The organism is Kitasatospora griseola, from assembly GCF_044999035.1.
Lineage (GTDB): Bacteria > Actinomycetota > Actinomycetes > Streptomycetales > Streptomycetaceae > Kitasatospora > Kitasatospora griseola.
Genome location: NZ_CP173360.1, coordinates 1,837,568 through 1,853,246 on the forward strand (window position 1 = coordinate 1,837,568; position 15,679 = coordinate 1,853,246).

The window sequence follows — 15,679 nt, forward strand, 5'->3', positions numbered from 1 at the left end:
TGAAAGCGCTGTCCAACGAGCTTTCGTGGTTGACATGCGTCGTATGGTGTAACCACGCCGACCATCGGAGCAGGACACCATCCATGTCGCAGCCACCCGCACCATCCGCCCAGGTGACAGCCGCCGAAATCTCCCGCATCGCGGGCGTCACGCGTGCCACCGTCAGCAACTGGCGTCGCCGGCATGAGAACTTCCCAGCGCCTTCGGGCGGCACAGACACCAGTCCGCTGTACGACTTGGAGAAGATCCGTACCTGGCTCGCCTCGCGCGGACAGCCCACAGCTGCCACTCCCAGCAGCGAGCTGCGCACCACCCTGCGCCTTCGCGAGCGGGCCGGCGCCGGTATGTCCGATCTGCTCCTGCTGGTCCTTGCAGCGGCCCGCCGCCCCACCGACCCGCATGCCCTGTCCGACGCCGATCTGGTGAAGCACGCAAACGGTGCGGCTGCCGGGTTCGCGGACGTCGTGCCCGACACCGAACCCGTCCGCTTCACCGACGCCGACGCGCCGGCCCTACGAGCCCTGCTGCTCTGTGTCCGCGACGAAGGCGCGCAGACAGCGCTGGGCGTACTCGCCGAACGGGAGCTGGAGGACAGTGCCGCCAGCGGCGCCTACCGCACCCCGGCCCCGCTCGCCGATCTGCTGGCCCGCCTGGTCCCCGGTTCCCCGACCCGGGTCCTGGACCCTGCCTGCGGCAGCGGCACCCTGCTGTCCGCCGCCGCCGCGCTCGGCGCACGCGAGCTGTACGGGCAGGACAGCCTTCCCGTTCAGGCCCGGCGCACCGCGGTTGGCCTGCTGCTTGCGGCCGAGGACGGTACAGCCGCGGAAGGGACCGGCGTCACCGTGCACACGGGCGACAGCCTGCGTGCCGACGCCTTCCCCGACCTCGCCGTCGACGCGGTCCTGTGCAACCCGCCCTACGGTGACCGGGACTGGGGCCACGACGAACTGGCCTACGACCCGCGATGGGCATACGGCTTCCCGCCCCGCGCCGAATCCGAACTCGCCTGGGTCCAGCACGCGCTGGCCCACCTCGACCCGGGTGGCCACGCCGTCCTGCTCCTCCCCCCGGCAACCGCGTCGCGCGCCTCCGGCCGCCGCATCCGCGCCGAGCTGATCCGTAGCGGCGCACTGCGAGCAGTGGCGGCTCTGCCGCCGGGCGCGGCAATTCCGCTGCACATCGGCCTGCAGGTGTGGGTGCTGCAACGGCCGACACCGGCCCCGTCGGTCCACCGGACGGTGCTCTTCGTCGACACCGCGAACGAGGCGTCAACTCCCGAGCGCGGCCTGAGTCGTTCCGGCGCCGTCAACTGGCCGCGGGTGAGCGAGCAGGTCCTCTCCGCGTGGAAGGCCTACGCCGAGAACCCGGACGCATTCGAGCCGGAGGCCGGAGTGGCCCGGGCGGTGAGTGTGGTCGACCTGCTCGACGAGGTCGTCGACGTGACACCCGCCCGCCAGGTCCGCGCCTCGCAGACCGACACCGACCCACGCGAACTGGCCTCCCGGGCCACCGCCGCCCAGGAGGCGCTGACCGGTGCAGCGGAGTCGGTCGCCTCACTGGCCGCGATCGAGCTGTGGGGCGCGGCCAGCCCCTCCACCCGGCAGTGGCGTTCTGCCACGGTGTCCGACCTGGCCCGGGGCGGCGCCCTGAAGGTCCTGCGGGCCCCCCACGTGTCACCGAAGCAGACGGACAGCGAGAGCGGAACAGGGGCGGCCCGCCCCACCCTCACCGGCAGCGACATCGCCCACGGCAGCGCACCGACGGGACACATCGACGACACACAGGCTGCCACCGACCAGGTACCCGAGATCGCCGTGGGCGACGTACTCGTACGCGGCCTGATCGGCGGCCGGGGCCCCGTCGCACGCGTCGCCGGCGAGAACGAGGCCGGCGTCCTGCTCGGCCCGAACGTCCACCTCTTCCGACCCGACCCGGCCCGACTCGACCCCTGGTTCCTGCACGGCTTCCTCGGCTCGGAAGCCAACCTGGCAGGCGCCTCCACCGGCAGCTCCACCCTCCACCTCAGCCCCGGCCGACTGCGCGTCCCGCTGCTGCCGCTGGAGGAGCAGCGGCGGTACGGGGAGGCATTCCGGCATGTCGCCGCCCTGCGCGAACAGGCGATCCGCGCTGAAGAGTTGGCCAAGGAAGCAGCACATCTCGTGGTCGACGGCCTCACCGGCGGGCAACTCGTCCCACACAAGCCCGAGTCGCTGTGACTCCCCCCGTTCACGACGCGGACGGACCAGGCCCCGACCTGCCGCCGCGAGCCACGTCATCCGTACCGGCCCTGGAAGGGAAGCGAAAGAAGTCTTGAACAGCACCAAGCACACGGAGTTGGCGAACCGCGCATGGTCCGTCGCCGACCTCCTACGGGGGGACTACAAGCAGTCCGACTACGGCAAGGTCATCCTGCCGTTCACGGTGCTGCGGCGGCTGGAGTGTGTGCTGGAGCCGACCCGCGAGAAGGTCGCGGAGATCGCAGAGAAGTACAAGGACAGCGACATCGACCCGGACCGCTTCCTGCGCCGGGCATCGGGCCACGCGTTCTACAACAAGTCCGGCCTGACTCTGCAGAAGATCGCGGGAGACCCGCAGAGCGCGGCAAAGAACCTCGCGGTATACGTGGGCGCGTTCTCCGACAACGCCCGCGGCGTGCTGGAGCGCTTCGAATTCGCCCAGCAGATCAAGCGCCTGGACAACGCCGGGCTGCTCTATCAGGTCATCGGCAAGTTCACCGACCTGGACCTGCGCCCGGAAACCGTGCCCAACCACAACATGGGCTACATCTTTGAGGAGCTGATCCGTCGCTTCTCCGAGCAATCCAACGAGACGGCTGGTGAGCACTTCACCCCACGTGAGGTCATCCAGCTCATGGTGCAGTTGCTGATCGCCCCGGACGGCGACGCGCTCCATCTCCCGGGCGCGGTGCGGACGGTGCTTGACCCGGCGTGCGGCACCGGCGGCATGCTCTCCGCGATGGACGACCTGATCACCGAGCTCAACCCGGACGCCACGGTCGAGGTCTTCGGCCAGGAACTCAACCCCGAGTCCTGGGCCATCTGCCGGTCCGACCTCATGATCAAGGGCCAGGACCCGGAGAACATCGCCTTCGGCAACTCCTTCTCCGACGACGGCCACGCCCGCAAGGCCTTCGACTACATGCTGGCCAACCCGCCGTTCGGCGTGGAGTGGAAGAAGGTCAAGGACGAGGTCGAGGCCGAACACAAGTCGCTCGGCGAAGCGGGGCGTTTCGGCGCGGGCCTGCCACGTATCAACGACGGCTCGCTGCTGTTCCTCCAGCACATGATCTCGAAGATGAAGCCGGTGGATGTCAACGGCGGGGGCGGCTCGCGCATCGCGATCGTCTTCAACGGCTCGCCGCTGTTCACCGGCGCAGCCGGCTCGGGTGAGTCGGAGATCCGCCGCTGGATCCTGGAGAACGACTGGCTGGAGGGCATCGTTGCCCTGCCGGACCAGCTCTTCTACAACACCGGCATCTCGACCTATTTCTGGATCCTGACCAACCGAAAGAGCCCGGACCACAAGGGCAAGGTCGTGCTGCTGGACGCCCGCGACCAGTGGCAGAAGATGCGCAAGTCCCTGGGCGACAAGCGCAAGCAGCTGAGCGCGGACCACATCGCTGAGGTGGTGAAGCTGTACGCCGAAGCTCTCGACGTGGCGGGGGATGCGGACCACCCGCTGCACGGCAAGGTCAAGGTCTTCCGCGACGAGGACTTCGGCTACCAGCGGATCACGGTGGAACGCCCGCTGAAGCTACGGTTCGAGATCACGGAGGAAACGCTGGCTGAGCTGGAGGCGTCAAAGGTCATCCAGAAGCTTCCGCAAGCCGCAGCCTTGGCGGACACCTTCAAGTCTCTGATGGGTACGAGCTGGGCGACGAAGCAGGACGCTTGGCTGGCCCTGAAGGACGCGGTGGTCCAGGCCGGCGGGACGTGGCCGACGGGGGCGCCGTTCAACAAGGCGCTGCGCGAAGTAATTGGCGTCCGGGACCCGGAGGGCGAGGTCCAGCTCATCAAGGGCCAGCCCGAGCCGGACGCGGACCAGCGGGACTATGAGAACGTTCCACTAGGCGAGGACGTCGAGGAGTACTTGGCGCGGGAGGTCCACCCGCACGTGCCGGATGCGTGGATCGACCACAGCAAGACTAAGGTCGGATATGAGATCCCGTTCACGCGGCACTTCTATGTGTATGAGCCGCCGCGGCCGCTGGCGGAGATCGATGCAGAGCTGCAGACGCTGGAAGCCAAAATCCAGGGGCTGCTTGGCGAGGTCACGAAATGAGCGTCTCTTTTACCTCCCAGTGGGGAACTCGTCGGCTCAAGTGGAGCACGTCCAAGATTGGCAGCGGAAAGACCCCTAGCGGAGGTGCGGAAGGCTATGCAGATTCCGGCATCACATTCCTCCGCAGCCAGAATATTCACTTTTCCGGACTGAAGCTGGAAGACGTCGCCTACATCGACCGCGCAACCCACAGAGACATGTGGAGCACGCGCGTTCTATTCGGTGACGTACTACTCAATATCACGGGTGCTTCTCTCGGCCGCGCAACATGCACCTCTTCCGATCTGGGTGAAGCCAATGTGAACCAGCATGTTTGCATCATTCGCCCGACGCCAGGGACCAACTCGAGATACATGGCCTACGCGCTGGGTTCTCAGCCGGTCCAGGAGCAGATCCGCGAACTCCAAGTTGGCGGCAACCGCGATGGGCTCAACTTTGAGCAGGTTGGGAACCTTGAGCTTCCTGCCGCCCCGCAGAACGAGCAGCACCGGATCGCCAACTTCCTCGACACTGAGACTACACGCATCGACCGGATTTATGATCTGCGCGCCAGGCAACAGACCTTGCTCGAGGAAGCCGCCATCCGTCGCGTATACGACGCGGTACGCGGCACCCACCTAAGCGCCGAACGCAAGGAAAGCGGGTTGGATTGGCTCGGCACCGTCCCCGCGAACTGGCGGATCGGCGCTGTTTCATATTACTTCGAAGTCGAGCTCGGCAAGATGCTCAATCAAGAGCGAGCACAAGGCGAGCACCTTCGCCCATATCTTCGGGTCGCAAATGTACAATGGGATCGAATCGATGTTACTAATCTGGCCATGATGGACTTCCCCCCCGCAGAACAAGCCCGATATCGACTCAAAGACGGCGACTTGCTGGTCAACGAGGGCGGCAGCTGGCCGGGCCGTGCGGCCGTGTGGAGCGGAGAGATCTCGGAAATCTACTACCAGAAGGCGCTACATCGCATCAGGGAGCAAGGTGCAGAAATCACCCGCTGGCTCTACTACTGCCTGGTCGCAGCCGAGCGCCTGAGGGTATTTCAGGTTCAAGGTAATACCTCGACTATGACGCACCTCACACGCGAGCAATTGAGGTCTCAGCGGTTCCCTTTTCCCGAAGTTCCCACTCAAGCCCGATTGGTTGCGGAGCTCGATAGAGCAGCAAGCCGGGACGCTGAGGTGCAACTACTGCTGAGCCGTCAGCTCACCCTACTGGCTGAGCGCCGCCAAGCCCTCATCACAGCTGCCGTCACTGGCCAGTTCGACGTCTCCACGGCCAGCGGCCGCAGCGTTACCGAAGGAGTCACCGCTTGAGCCCCGTGCACGACGAATCCGCCTTCGGCTCCGCCATCGTCGCCGCCCTCTGCGAGCGCGGCTGGCGCGAGGCGAACCCCGAGGACTACCGGGCCGATCTCGGGCTGGACACCCGCGAGTTGTTCACCTTCATCGGTGACACCCAGGCCGACGAGTGGAACGAACTGCTCACCGTGTACGGCGGCAACCCCGATGAGGCGCAGCGGGGGTTCGCTCAGCGTCTCGACCGGGCGATCGCCGACGACGGGCTCCTCCATGTCCTCCGCAACGGCGTCAAGGACCGCGGGGTCCTCCTCCGGGTCGCCTACTTCAAGCCCAACCTGATCTCCGCGGACTCCGTCCTCGACGGCTACCGGGCCAACCGCCTCACTGTCGTCAAGGAACTCTTCTACGCCACCAAGCAGGCCGACCACGGCAACCGCCTCGACCTCACCCTGTTCCTCAACGGAATCCCGGTCGCCACAGCGGAGTTGAAGAACCCGCTCACCCGTCAGGGCGCAAAGCAGGCCAAGGAGCAGTACCGCGACGAGCGCGACCCGACCGAGCTGATTTTCACTCGCCGCGTGATCGCGAACTTCGCGGTCGACCCGGACCTGGTCTTCGTCACCACCCAACTCCGCGGCAAGAGCACCCGCTTCCTCCCCTTCAACACCGGCTCGAACGGCCCGGGCCAGCCCGGCGGCGCCGGCAACCCCACCTCCACCGCCCACGGCAAGTACGCCACCTCCTACCTCTGGGAAGAGGTCTGGCAGCGCGACAACTGGCTCGACCTCCTCCAGCGTTTCGTTCACCAGCAGAAGCACAAGACCCCCGGCGGCGGCACCACCAGGTCGACCGTCTTCCCCCGCTTCCACCAGTGGGAGGTGGTCCGCAAGCTCACCGCCCACGCAGCGACTCACGGGGCGGGCCAGAACTACCTGATCATGGCCTCCGCGGGCTCCGGCAAGTCGAACACCATCGGCTGGCTGTCCCACCGGCTGAGCGATCTGCACGCGGACAACAATCCTGCCTGTCTCGACCAGGAGGCTCTCGCTACCGGCCGTATCAAGCCCGGCGAGCCCGTCTTCGACAAGGTCATCGTCATCACCGACCGCCGCAACCTGGACGCCCAACTCCGGGAGACGGTCGGCAGTTTCTCGCAGACCGACGGCCTGGTGGTGAAGGTCGACGAGAAGCACGGAGCCAAGAGCGAACAGCTGGCCCGCGCGCTCTCGCGGGACACCGGAAAGATCGTCACCGTCACTCTGCACTCGTTCCCAGCACTGCTCGACTACATCAAGCGCAACCCCACCGAAATCAAGGGCACCCGCTTCGCGATCATCGTCGACGAGGCGCACTCCTCCCAGTCCGGCGATGCGGCCACCGCCGTGAAGTCCGCCCTGCGCGACCTCGGCCTGGACGCCGACTCGGACGACGAGGGCGCGACCACCGTCACGCTCAACGACAAGTTGAAGGCGAAGGCGGTGGAACGTTCCCACGCCACCAACCTGTCCTATTTCGCTTTCACGGCGACCCCCAAGGCGAAGACGCTCGAACTCTTCGGCACGGAAGGCATGGAGAACGGCAAGGCCGTCTACCGCCCGTTCCACACGTACTCCATGCGTCAGGCGATCGAGGAGGGCTTCATCCTCGACCCGCTGCGCAACTACGTCACCTACAACACCTACTGGAAGCTCGCGAATCTCAACCGCGACGAGAAGGAGGTCGACCCTTCCAGGGCGAACAGCCTGCTCGCCCGGTTCGCGCTGATGCACGACCACACGGTTTCCCAGCACGCCCAGGTGATCGTGGAGCACTTCGTCGCCCACACCCGCGGCCGGCTCGGCGGGCGCGCCAAGGCGATGGTAGTCACGGCGTCTCGCCACTCGGCCGTGCAGATGGCCCGCGCGATCCGCAGCTACATCGCCGACCGTGCGTACGACAGCAGGTACCCGGACCTCGGTGTCCTGGTCGCCTTCTCCGGCTCCCTCACCATCGACGGCGAGGAGACGACGGAGAGCAAGGAGAACGGCGGGCTGTCGGAGAGTACGCTGCCCAAGGCATTCGCCTACACCCGTGCCGACGACAAGGCCGCGAAGGCTGGCGGCAAGGGCCAGCAGGAGTACCGAATCCTGGTCGTCGCCGAGAAGTACCAGACCGGCTTCGACCAGCCGCTCCTGACGACCATGTACGTCAACAAGACACTGACCGGCATCGCCGCCGTGCAGACGCTCTCGCGCCTGAACCGCACCGCCGACCGCAAGTCGCAGGCCGACCTGGCCGTCCTGGACTTCGTCAACGAGGCCGAGGACATCCAGGACTCCTTCCGCCCGTACTTCGAGGAGGCGCACACCCTGCCCTCCGACCCGAACCTCCTGTACACGGCACAGAGCCGGGTGATGTCCGCGCCGATCATCTCGGAACAGGACATGGACGAGTTCGTCGCCGCGTACTTCGAGGCGCAGGAGAAGGCCGGCGGATCCCAGGCCAAGTGGGAGAAACTGCATGCCGAGTTGTACCGGTTGCTGTCTCCCGCCGTCGCCCGTTTCAGTGCTCTGCTGGAGAGCGAGAACGAGGAGGATGTCGAAGCCGCCGAGGAGTTCCGGGCCAACCTCAACGACTATGTCCGCAAGTACGGGTTCCTGGCGCAGATCGTGCCCTACCAGGATGCGGACCTTGAGCGGCTGCACCTGTACGGGCGCTACCTGCTCAACCGCCTGCCCCGCCTCGCGGACGGCGGGGTCGACATAGGAGAGGTCGACCTCAGCCACCTGCGGGTGGAGAAGACCGGCGAGCACGACAAGTCCCTGCTTCCCGAAGGCCCTGCTGAGCTCAAGGGGTTCGCCGACGGGGTCGGCGGCGGGAAGGACGCCGAGAAGTCGCTGCTGTCCGAGCTGATCGAGAAGTTCAACGCGAAGTTCGGCACCGAGTTCACCGAGGAGGATGTGCTCCCGGCCTTCATCGCGACGAAGAAGGACCCGAAGGTCCGGGCCGCTGCCCTCGTCAACGACGAGGAGAACTTCGGCGTCGTCTTCGACAAGAAGTTCGAGGAGAACATGATGGATCACGTCTCCACGATCGACACGCTCGGCAAGCGGTACTTCGGGACGGATCGGGACTTCAAGTCCAACCTCGACCGCAGTGCACGCCGCGCGGCGTGGCGGATGATCCGCCGGGAGGAAGGGCTGGACGACTTCTGACGGTGTCAGCGGTCCGGCACCACCCAGCGCCGGACCGCACCCGCGGCCCCGACCGACAGCATGAAAGCCATTCACCGACTCCGTCGACGGGCCGCCTGGAGTGATCGCTACACTGCGTTATGGCAAAGCAACGCATGGCATTGGGGGCAGAGTTGGACGAGACAGCACGCAGGGCCGCAACGGCCCCCATCCACATCCACCAGATCCGCACTGCGCTCCTGCGGCAGTACAAGGGACTCATCTACGACGAGGACCTCAAGGGATACAACCCTCAGGGCTACGAACAGCGGTTCCTCTCCCGCGCGTTGACAGCAGCCGCGGTACGCGAAGTGACGGGCTGTGACCCCGCGGTCGCCGGCGCCGCCGTCATCGACGGTGAGGACGATCAGGGCATCGACGGCGTGGCGGTCACCGAGGGCACGCAGGAGGTCTGGCTCGTTCAGGCCAAGTGGAGCGACGAGGGCAAGGGCAAGCTCGACACCAACGCGGCACACAAGCTCATCGCCGGCCTCCGGCTCATCGAGCAGCGGAGTTTCGACCGGTTCAACGACCGCCTCGAACCGATCGTCGCTCGCGTCAACTCGGCGATGCACGACGCCCGGTTGAAGGTGACCCTGGTCATCGCCGTCATGGGTACGGGAACGCTCAGCACGGAGACCACCAACGTTCTCGAGGACGCTCGGAACGAGTTCAACGGCCTCGGTCCGGTCCTTGAGTACCGCGTGGTCCACGCTGCGGACATCCTCCGGCAGATCCGGGAGGACCTCACGCCCGAGCCGGTACGGGTGACCGTGCGGATGACGGACTGGATCCGGCGGAACACACCGCTCACGGCCTACCAGGGAACCGTTCCGGCCGGCAATGTCGCAGAGTGGTACAGGGCGCACGAGAACCGGTTGTACGAGCAGAACCTGCGTCAGTCCCTCGGTACTACCCAGGTCAATTCGGGCATGCTGAGCACCCTGGTGAACGAGCCGGAGAACTTCTGGCTCTTCAACAACGGGGTGACGGTGCTGTGCGACCAGCTCGAAGAGGAATGGCCGGGACGCCGCCGCCCGGACGAGCCCGTGCACCTGCACATCTCAGGGGTCAGCGTCGTGAACGGCGCGCAGACCGTCGCGGCGGCGCACCGTGCCATGGAGGCGTCCCCCGAAGCTGTCGAGGACGCCGAGGTCACGGTCAAGGTGATCGTCGTCGACAAGAACATGCGGGACCTCGCGCAGCGCATCACCGAGACGACCAATACGCAGAACCACGTGGAGCAGCGCGACTTCATCGCCTTGGACGAGGTGCAGGCGATGATCCGTGAGGACTTCATGCTGTCCCTGCAGAAGTCGTACGTGTTCAAGCGTGGTGAGCCCGATCCGGCACCGGCCGAAGGTTGCTCCGTCGTGCACGCTGCCATCGCCCTGGCCTGTGCGCACCGCAACACCGAGCTCGCCGTACGGGCGAAGCGCGACACCGACCTGCTCTGGGAGCGCGGCAACAGGGGTGCCTACTCCAGCCTGTTCGGAGAGCGTCCCGGAGCCTTCCAGATCTGGCGTTCGGTACTCGTGCACCGCGCCGTGGGTGCCGCTCTCAATGAAGAGCGCAAGCGGTTCCAGAAGCGCGCCGCCGACGTCAGCCAGCGAGGCGACCTGCTCGTCACCCATCTGGTCTTCCGGCTCCTCGATCAGGACCGGATCGACGATCCGGATCACGACTGGGACGCGACACTGCGCGAGGTGCCCGCGCTGACCAATCGGGTCCTTTCCTGGTTGATCCACCACATCGACGCGGAGTACGGGGCGACCTCCTTTCTCAGCGGAACGCTCACCGACGCCGGACGCTGCAAGCGGCTCGCGGAGCTGGTCCTGCGCGACGCCGAACGCGAAGGAGTCATCCCCGAGCTGCCGACGATCTACAAGGCCGCCAAGGACGGCAAGCGCAAGCCGCGCCGCCCCAACGCCGTGCCCACTCTCGTGGACAACGGAACGATCAAGAACGGCACCCCGGTTCGGCTCCGTCTGGGGAACAAGCCGGAGATCGACGCACTCACCCCGTGGCTCGCGGAGGACCCCCGGCGCAGCGAAGCCACCTGGGTGAACGACCGCACGCGGTGCCTGGTCTGGGCGGTCGACGGAAAGGCGTACTCGCCGACCCGTCTGGTCCTGAACCTCTACGAACTCGCCGGCTGGCAGGAAGCACCGGTGGCAGTGCAAGGACCGGCACGGTGGACGCTGGACGGTACCGCCACCCTGTCCGATCTCGCGCGGGCCCTGCACGACGAGCAGAACGAACAGGAGTAGCTGGACGCGGTGATCCCTCCTGGGGAAACTAGCCGTGACCAACAGGGCTCAGGGGAACGGGCGAGCGCCAGTGCAGGATGCGGGGCGGGGACAGGTGCCGAACAAGCCGATCGCGGGTCGCTACGAGTTGCTGGAACAACTCGGCAACGGCGGCATGGGCGATGTGTGGCGAGGCTATGACGCGATACTCGACCGGCCCGTCGCCGTGAAGCGGATTCGGCCTCAGGCCGTCGCCGCCACGCCCCGGATGGCCGAGGAACTCGAGAGACGGTTCCGACGTGAGGCGCGAATCACCGCCCGCATCCAGCACCCAGGAGTTCCGCAGGTCTACGACGCCGTCCTCGACGCCACCCACGAACATCTGTTCCTGGTCATGGAGTTGGTGGATGGCGTGCCGCTCACCCGGTACGTGCACGAGGCACGCCCGCTCCCGGTCAGTTGGGCGGTGGCGGTCGCCGCGCAGGTCGCCACCGTGCTGTCGTACGCGCATGACGTTCCCGTGGTGCACCGCGACCTCAAGCCGGCGAACATCCTGGTCGCGCAGGACGGCACGGTGAAGGTCCTCGACTTCGGTGTCGCGGCGATCCTGCAGACCGATGTCACCAGGCTGACGGCCACCGGCCGGCCCATCGGCACCCACCAGTACATGTCTCCCGAGCAGGTGCGCGGCATCCGGGTCACGCCGCGCACCGACCTTTATGCCCTCGGCTGTGTGCTGCACGAACTGCTCTGCGGGAAGCCGCTGTTCAGTGCCAACAGTGAATTCGAGCTGATGGACCGGCACGTCCGCACCGCACCCACCCCGCTGCGGCAGCACCGTGCCGACGTGCCGGAGGAGTTGGAGGCGCTGGTCCTGCATCTGCTCCGCAAGACCCCGGAGAGCCGGCCGGTGGACGTGCAGGAGGTGTACGAGCGGCTGATTCCCTTCCTGCCGGCCCCCGGGGAATCCTCGGCGCTCGGTGAGGCCGGGCCGCCCGGGGCTCCGGACCCGACCCGGCTCTACCGTCGCCCCTACGCCCCCCGTACCAGGGCCGAAGGCCGCACCCGCACCGTTCCGAGCACGGTGCCCGACCAGGCCGCCGCGTACGTGGTCTCACCTCCTGAGCGCGAGCAGCTCCGTTCGCAGCTTCGGGAGGTCAATGAGCACTACATCGCCCTCATGGACGAGGAGCGCTACACACAGGCCGCCGAGGTGGCGGGCGAGATGATTGCGCCGCTGGCGCGCGCGCTCGGCACGGAGAACAAGGCCGTACTTGGGCTTCGGCGCCGCCGGGCGGTCAGCCGGCAGCTGGCGGGTGACCACCGCGCGGCCCTGCCCGAGTTCGAGGAGCTGACCGAGGCCTACGGCCGCATCAACGGGCCGACCAGCGAGGACGCCCGCGACTGCCGGGCCCAGGCCGCGCGCTGTCGCGGTGAACTGGGCCAGGTGACCGAGGCGTTGGCGGAGCTGCGGGCCGTTCTGGCGGTGGAGCGGGCCGTCGAGAGCGACGTCAGTGACGCGGCAGTGGAACTGCGCCGCGACATCGGAATGCTGCTGCTCAGTCAGGGCGCGGCAGCAGAGGCCCGAACCTGTCTGGAGGCCCTGCACGAGGACGTCACGATGGTGCACGGGCCGCACCACGAGGTGGCTGTCGAAGCCGCGGAGGTGCTGGCCATGCTCCGCCGGGAGCTCGACGGCGACTGACGGGGCGGAGCCCGGCGGACAGGTGGTGAACAGGCGTTCGCCGCCTGCCGTGGCGCCACGACGCCCTAGACTCCCGGCATGCCGCACCTCGCCCTCGACAGAGCGTTCTGTCAGCAGCTGGAGAAGCTCGAAAAGCACGTCAGGAACGGCGTGTTCGACGCCTGGGAGAAGTTCGAGCGCCTCACCCTCGATCAGCTCTTCAAGGACCCGGGGCTGAAGCTGGAGTCCCTGAAGGGCGCCAGGGACCGCCAGATCCGGACCATCCGGATCACCCAGGGCTACCGCGGTGTGGTCCTGGCGCCGGAGTCCGGGGACACCTTCGTGCTGCTCCGGGTCGGACCGCACGACGATGCCACCGAGTGGGCGGTGAAGCAGAAGGCGACCATCAACGCCGTCACCGGGGCTGTGGAGCTCCGCGAGATCGCCACCCTGGAAGATCTGACCCCCGCATACCGGAGCATCGCACCTGCCGAGGAGCAGCGGCTCTTCGCGAAGGTCTCCGACGGGGAGATGGCCGCGCTCGGCATCGACGCCACCACCCTCGTGCAGGCACGCGTGCTGACCGGCTTGGAACAGCTCGACGTCTTCGGGCGGTTTTTCCCCCCGGACCAGTACAGGGTGCTGGAACACCTGGCGCTGGGCGCGAGCGTCGAACAGACGTGGCAGGAGGTCGTCGCACCGGCGCTGGCCGACGCGGCTTCGCCGGAGCCCGTCGACACCACCGACTACGCGACCGCCATCGTGCGCACCCGGACCCGCATCGCCGTCGTCTCGGACGCCGACGAACTGCGCGACATCCTCGAAAAGCCGTTCGCCGCCTGGCGAATCTTCCTGCATCCCGCGCAGCACAAGGTCGCCTACCGCCCGTCCTACTCCGGTCCCACGCAGGTGACCGGCGGGCCGGGCACCGGAAAGTCCGTGGTCGCCCTCCACCGCGTGCGGCACCTGCTTCGCCACCTGCGCGACGGTGACCGCATCCTTCTCACCACCTTCACCAATGCGCTGGTGGCTTCTCTCGACGAAGGGCTCTCGCTCCTCGTCGACGACCCGTACCTGCGCGACCGGGTCGACATCATGACCGTCGACGCCTTCGCCGGACGTCTGGTCAGCACTTCGCGGCGGCCGCTCACCGGATACGAGGAGACAACCCGGTGGGAACAGGCCGCGCAGGCCACCGGGTTCACCGGAGCACCGCAGTTCCTCGCCCAGGAGTACAAGCACGTCGTCCTCTCCCAGGACATCCGCAGCCAGGAGGAGTACGAGAGGTGCGAGCGGCGGGGCCGCGGCAGCGCACTACCGCCCTCCGCCCGACCGCTGGTGTGGCAGACCGTCCAGGAGTTCACCCGGCGCCTGGCCGAGGACGGACTGCGCACCTATCTCGGCACCTGTGTGGAAGCCGCCGACCTACTGGCCGAACAGGGGCCGCGCTACCGGCACGTCGTCGTCGACGAGGCCCAGGACCTCCACCCGGCCCAGTGGCGGATGCTCCGCGCAGCCGCCCCGCGGCGACCTGACGATCTGTTCATCGCGGGCGATCCGCATCAACGGATCTACGACAGCCGGGTCTCGTTGAAGTCCCTCGGCATCAACGTCGCCGGCCGTTCGACCAAGCTGCGGAAGAACTACCGCTCCACCCAGGAGATCCTCAGCTGGGCGACGGGGCTTCTGCTCGGCCGCCCGTACGCCGATCTGGCCGACAGCGGGCAGTACCACACCTTGATCGGATACGCCTCCGCGCTGCACGGTGCCGGGCCGCGGATCCACGGGGCGCAGACCGAGGAGGCCGAACTCGACGCCCTGGTCGCACAGGTGCGGGACTGGTTGGACGGCGGCGCCGCACCCGGGGAGATCGGCGTCTGCGCACGGTTCAACAAGACCTGCGAGAAGGTCAAGGACCACCTGACCGCGGCCGGAATCCCCGCCGACCGCATCCGCGGGGGATCCGCCCGCGCCGACGCCGCGGTCAACGTGGGCACCATGCACACCTTCAAGGGGCTCGAGTACCGCCACACCGCCGTCGTCGGCGTCAACGACCGGGCGCTGCCGAACCCTTCGGCCATCACTCCGGAGGAGATCGACCGGCTTCAGCACGAAGCCGATCTCGCCGCGGAACGCTGCCTGCTGTTCGTCGCCTGCACCCGAGCCCGGGACAGCTTGTACGTCTCGTGGACCGGTCAGCCGAGCCCGTTCCTGGTGGATGCCGGGTGCGGCACGAGATAACCATCGCCCGGTCGACAGGGGCGAACCAGGCGATGTCCTGGCGATCACGAGCGGAGCCGGATGACGAGTGCGGCTGCGGTGACGGTGCCGACGAAGACGTAGCCGCGCTTGTCATATCTGGTCGCGACCGCGCGGAAGGTCTTCAGTTTGTTGATCGCACGCTCGACGGTGTTGCGCTTCTTGTAGCGCTCCTTGTTGAAACCGGGCGGGCGGCCGCCGGTCCTTCCGCGCCGGATCCGGCCCGCCGCCTGGTCGGCCTTCTCCGGAATGACGTGCCGGATGCCGTGTCTGCACAGGTAGCGGCGGGTTCGGCGGTTGGAGTACGCCTTGTCCGCGCTGGCGCTGTCCGGCCTCGTGCGGGGCCGGCCGGCCGTCAGCCTCGGCACGCTGATCTTGTTCATGACCGCCTCGAACTGCGTGCAGTCGGCGCACTGCCCGGCCGTGATGCCTTCCTCGTCGCCGAGTTCGGAACCCAGCGCGCGACGATCACGCTCGCCAAGGGCATCCCGATCCTGGGAGGCGTGGTCGGAGGGGCGGTGGATGCGGGAGCGACCACGGTCATCGGACGGGTCACGGACCGGGCTCTGCGCGACGGCACCCTGCGGGGCGAGGAACCGAAGTAGCGGGAGACCGCACAACACTTCCGCCGCGCGTCCCGGCCACTCCGGTGCCACTGCCTCGGGTCTTCCGATA

8 protein-coding genes are annotated in these 15,679 nt (G+C 67.3%); 7 read left to right on the top strand and 1 reads right to left on the bottom strand.

The genetic code is table 11. From position 1 onward, the window contains the following. Positions 1 to 83: 83 nt before the first annotated feature. From ACI1MP_RS08590 to ACI1MP_RS08620, 7 genes are all read left to right on the top strand, one after another. The gene (locus ACI1MP_RS08590; protein WP_404868237.1) at positions 84 to 2,216 is read left to right on the top strand and encodes an N-6 DNA methylase; all 2,133 of its coding nucleotides are present in this window, start codon (positions 84 to 86) and stop codon (positions 2,214 to 2,216) included. 94 nt (positions 2,217 to 2,310) lie between these two features. Next, complete coding sequence (locus ACI1MP_RS08595; RefSeq protein WP_404868238.1) at positions 2,311 to 4,302, top strand: N-6 DNA methylase; 1,992 nt, start codon at positions 2,311 to 2,313, stop codon at positions 4,300 to 4,302. Next, complete coding sequence (locus ACI1MP_RS08600; RefSeq protein WP_404868239.1) at positions 4,299 to 5,615, top strand: hypothetical protein; 1,317 nt, start codon at positions 4,299 to 4,301, stop codon at positions 5,613 to 5,615. Before ACI1MP_RS08595 ends, ACI1MP_RS08600 begins: the two co-directional genes overlap by 4 nt. Beyond that, positions 5,612 to 8,794 (top strand): type I restriction endonuclease subunit R, encoded by a 3,183-nt coding sequence (locus ACI1MP_RS08605; protein ID WP_404868240.1) that lies wholly within the window; start codon positions 5,612 to 5,614, stop codon positions 8,792 to 8,794. Before ACI1MP_RS08600 ends, ACI1MP_RS08605 begins: the two co-directional genes overlap by 4 nt. Positions 8,795 to 8,913: 119 nt before the next feature. Next, positions 8,914 to 11,082, top strand: coding sequence for an AIPR family protein (locus tag ACI1MP_RS08610; RefSeq protein WP_404868241.1), 2,169 nt, complete (start codon positions 8,914 to 8,916; stop codon positions 11,080 to 11,082). 154 nt (positions 11,083 to 11,236) lie between these two features. Next, the gene (locus tag ACI1MP_RS08615; RefSeq protein WP_404870778.1) at positions 11,237 to 12,766 is read left to right on the top strand and encodes a protein kinase domain-containing protein; all 1,530 of its coding nucleotides are present in this window, start codon (positions 11,237 to 11,239) and stop codon (positions 12,764 to 12,766) included. Between the two features lie 78 nt (positions 12,767 to 12,844). Further along, positions 12,845 to 14,986 carry a UvrD-helicase domain-containing protein gene (locus ACI1MP_RS08620; RefSeq protein WP_404868242.1) on the top strand — a complete coding sequence of 714 codons (2,142 nt, stop codon included), beginning with the start codon at positions 12,845 to 12,847 and terminating at the stop codon, positions 14,984 to 14,986. 44 nt (positions 14,987 to 15,030) lie between these two features. Here the strand turns inward: ACI1MP_RS08620 and ACI1MP_RS08625 are convergent, their stop codons facing one another. Then, on the bottom strand, positions 15,031 to 15,660 hold the full coding sequence (locus ACI1MP_RS08625) for a transposase (RefSeq protein WP_404868243.1): 630 nt from the start codon (positions 15,658 to 15,660) through the stop codon (positions 15,031 to 15,033). Positions 15,661 to 15,679: the final 19 nt, after the last annotated feature.